This window comes from Reyranella sp. (assembly GCF_050185545.1).
In the GTDB taxonomy this organism is placed as follows: domain Bacteria; phylum Pseudomonadota; class Alphaproteobacteria; order Reyranellales; family Reyranellaceae; genus Reyranella.
Genome location: NZ_JBFWZI010000349.1, coordinates 1 through 3,402 on the forward strand (window position 1 = coordinate 1; position 3,402 = coordinate 3,402).

At 69.0% G+C, this 3,402-nt stretch carries 3 protein-coding genes; 1 reads left to right on the forward strand and 2 read right to left on the reverse strand.

Going from position 1 to position 3,402, the window contains the following annotated elements; translation table 11 throughout:
- On the reverse strand, positions 1 to 432 hold a 432-nt coding region (locus AB7O82_RS37850; protein WP_428552496.1), incomplete at its 3' end, for a MarR family winged helix-turn-helix transcriptional regulator.
- A gap of 341 nt (positions 433 to 773) precedes the next feature.
- Between AB7O82_RS37850 and AB7O82_RS37855 the strand changes: the two genes are divergently transcribed.
- Positions 774 to 2,024, forward strand: coding sequence for an NAD(P)/FAD-dependent oxidoreductase (locus AB7O82_RS37855; RefSeq protein ID WP_428552494.1), 1,251 nt, complete (start codon positions 774 to 776; stop codon positions 2,022 to 2,024).
- Positions 2,025 to 2,183: 159 nt separating this feature from the next.
- Here AB7O82_RS37855 and AB7O82_RS37860 read toward each other — a convergent pair.
- A partial coding sequence (locus tag AB7O82_RS37860) for an amidohydrolase family protein (protein WP_428621908.1) occupies positions 2,184 to 3,402 on the reverse strand: 1,219 nt, incomplete at its 5' end.

A 3,402-nucleotide genomic window follows, 5' to 3' on the forward strand; every position in this document is an offset into this window, starting at 1 on the left:
CCCGATCAGGGTCTCGCGCTCGGCCGGCGACAGATCGCCCAGCAGGCGCTGCTCGCGTTCGAGGGAGATCTTCAGGATGCGGTCGTGCAGCTGCCAGCCCCTGGCCGTAAGGGCATAGGCCGAGCTGCGGCCGTCCGTCTCGTGCGAGCGCGCCTGGACAAGCGCCTTTCTCTGCAAGACGGCGAGCGCCCGGCTGACCGCTGCCTTGTCGAAGCCGATGACCCGGCAGATCCGGCCGGCCGTGATGTTCGGCTCGACGGCGATCATCGCCATCACCCGCCATTCGGTGGTGCCGATGCCGAACTGGCGGCGAAAGATCGCCGAGGCGCTGCTGGTGAGCTTGTTGGCGAGGAACACCAGCAGGGCCGGCACATAGCGTTCGAGATCGAGCACCTGGTGCGGCTGCCGGCTCGAGAGCTTGGGCTTTGCCATCGTGACGGCGTGACACTAGATCGATTCTCGATGCGATGGAACCGCTCGCGGTTCAATTGAAGCAGTGAGCGGGACCCTTGCTCTTGAAGAGGTGCGTTGGGGGCGCGCCACGCCCGTGGCGCGATCATCGTCAGTCACGAGAAGACGCGCCACTGGAGTGGCGAGCCCCCAGCCATGAGCTTCTTCCGAGCAACGCCGGCGTTTTCACTCTGCCGCGGTGCACGCCGCATCTCCCACGCGAAATCGCCTGCCGAATCCACCGCCGGGATTCATCGCGGATGGGCTTATGATCGGCAGGCGCCGCGCGAAGCGGTGTCGTCGGGGCGGGAGCGGGAGAGAGCATGTCCGATACAGCGCGTCCGATCGTGGTCATCGGCGCCGGCGTCGTCGGCCTGTCGACAGCGCTCTACCTGCGACGCTCGGGTCGCGAGATGGTCGTGATCGATCCACTGCCGCCGCCCGGCGGCGCCTCGTTCGGCAATGCCGGCATGATCAGCGCTGACACGTCGGTGCCCATCGCCCTGCCGGGCATGCTGCGCAAGGTGCCGTCGTGGCTGGCCGACCCACTGGGGCCGCTCGCCGTCCGGCCGTCCTATTTTCCCAAGGCACTGCCGTGGCTGATGCGCTGGATTGCCGCCGGCCGCCTGCCGCGCGTCCTCGAGATCTCCGACGCCATGCGGGCCCTGCACAAGGACGCGTTCCTGTGCTGGAAGGAGCTGCTGGGGCCGCAGCACTACGCCGACCTGGTGCGACCGGTCGGGCAGGTCCAGGTGTGGGAAAGCGAGGGCGAGACGGAAAGCGCGAGGCTGGAGCGCACGCTGCGCGAGCGGCAGGGCATTCCGAGCCAGCCGCTGACGCCGGAAGACTTGCGCCAGATGTTTCCGGGGATCTCCCCGAAGGTGCGGCGCGGCCTGCTGATGCCCGGCAATGGTTACACCGTGAGCCCGCAAAGGATCGTACAGACGCTCCACCGCCTGTTCGTCGAGGCCGGCGGCAAGTTGCTGGCGGAGAACGTCATGAAGATCGTGCCGCGCGAGGGGGGCGGCTACGACCTGATGACCAATGTCGGCTTCCATCGAGCGACCGAGATCGTGTTGGCGGCCGGCGCGCGCTCGGTGCGGCTGCTCGAGCCGCTCGGCATCGGCGTGCCGCTCGAGACCGAGCGCGGCTATCACGTAATGCTGCCCGCACCCAACCTCTCGCTAACGACCACCATCTCGCACAAGAGCGGGTCGTTCGGCGTGACGCCGATGGAGCATGGCTTGCGGGTGGCCGGCACCGTCGAGATCGCAGGCCTGGAAGCGCCGCCCGACGAGCGCCGCAGTCAGGCACTGCTGGCCAACATCCGCACGCTCTTTCCGAACGTGAACACCGAAGGCCATCGCTTCTGGATGGGCTTCCGTCCCTCGACGCCCGACAGCCTGCCGATGCTGGGCGAGGTGGCGAGCCGCCCCGGCCTGTTCCTCGCCGTCGGCCACGGCCATTTCGGCATGACCGGCGGCCCGCCGAGCGGCCGCCTGGTCGCGCAATTGATCAACCGGCAGCCGCCGGCGATTGCACCGGCGCCCTACAGCCCGGCGCGGCTCGGGTGAGTTGACGAGTTGACTCATCGTCGGGAGCGCGCCACTCCGTGGCGCTCATGCTCTCTTCTGGACTGCGTGTGTCCCCCCCCCGCTCGGGAATCACGAGCAGGCGGCACGCCCGCGGTTCAGAAAAAAGCTTGAGCGCCATGGCGCGCTCCCGGCGAATACTCACCCCACCGGCGCACCGCGTGCCCCGCGCACGAGGCGGCCGGGCAGCGCGCCGGTGAAGACGCCGTCGCGATAGGTGACCGTGCCGCCGACGATCGTGGCGCGATAGCCTTCGGCCCTCTGCTCGAGGCGGCGGCCGCCGCCCGGCAGGTTGTGCACCGGATGCGGCGCTGCGACCCGCAGTCGATCGAGGTCGATCACGTTGAGGTCGGCCTTGCAGCCCTGGGCGAGTCGCCCGCGATCGAGCAGCCCGACCGTGCGCGCCGGCACGTCGGTCAGCTGCTGGACCGTCCAGGCGAGCGGCCAGCGCTCGCCCTGCCGGTCGCGCGTCCAGTAGGTGAGGGCGTGTGTCGGGTAGCTAGCATCGCAGATCAGGCCGTAGTGCGCGCCGCCGTCACCCAGCGCCATCACCGTGTTCTCGTGCTTCAGCATCGCGGCCATGTTGGCATCCGAGCAATCGCTGTAGTTGGCGCCGGGATGGAACAGGATGGTACGGCCGTCGCCCGACACCAGGAGATCGTAGGCGAGCTCGAGGGGCGTGATGCCAAGAGCTGCGGCGCGGGCATCGAGTCGCGCCTCGGCGGGCGGCGTGTAGTCGGGTGGGTCGCCCAGCACGAACATGTTGGCGACGTTGCGCATGAAGGCCAGCATGTTGGGGTTGTTGTAGACCGGCTCCTCGACCAGCAGCCGCGCGCGCAGCGCGGGATCGCGCAGGCGGGTGAGCTTCTGCTCGAGCGGCAGGTTGGCCACCTCACGGTAGCTCGGGCAGGTCGAGAACGGATGGAACGACAATTCCAGCCCGTACATGATGGCGACCGGCCGCGCTGCGACCTGACCGCGGATCGGCAGGCCGTCGCGGTTGGCGCGTTCGACCTCGCGCAGCAGCGTCTGCCAGCGCCCGGGATAGATCGAGATGTCGAGCAGGGTGAAGGATAGCGGCCGTCCCGAGGCCTCGACCAGGCGGCGCAGCATGGCGAACTCGGTCGCGCCTGCGGCAGTCGTGTCGGCGAAGTCGTCGAGCAACTGGATCACGCCCTTGCCGAGCTTGCCCATGGCCCGGGCGATCGACGCCAGCTCTTCCTCGCCGGCGGTGATGGTGGGCGTCAGCGCGCCCTCCGAAGTGCGATGGAACAGCGAGCGCGAGGTGGTGAAGCCTAGCGCGCCGGCATCGATGCCTTCGGCGACCAGCGCCGCCATGCTCGCCATGTCGCCGGCCGTG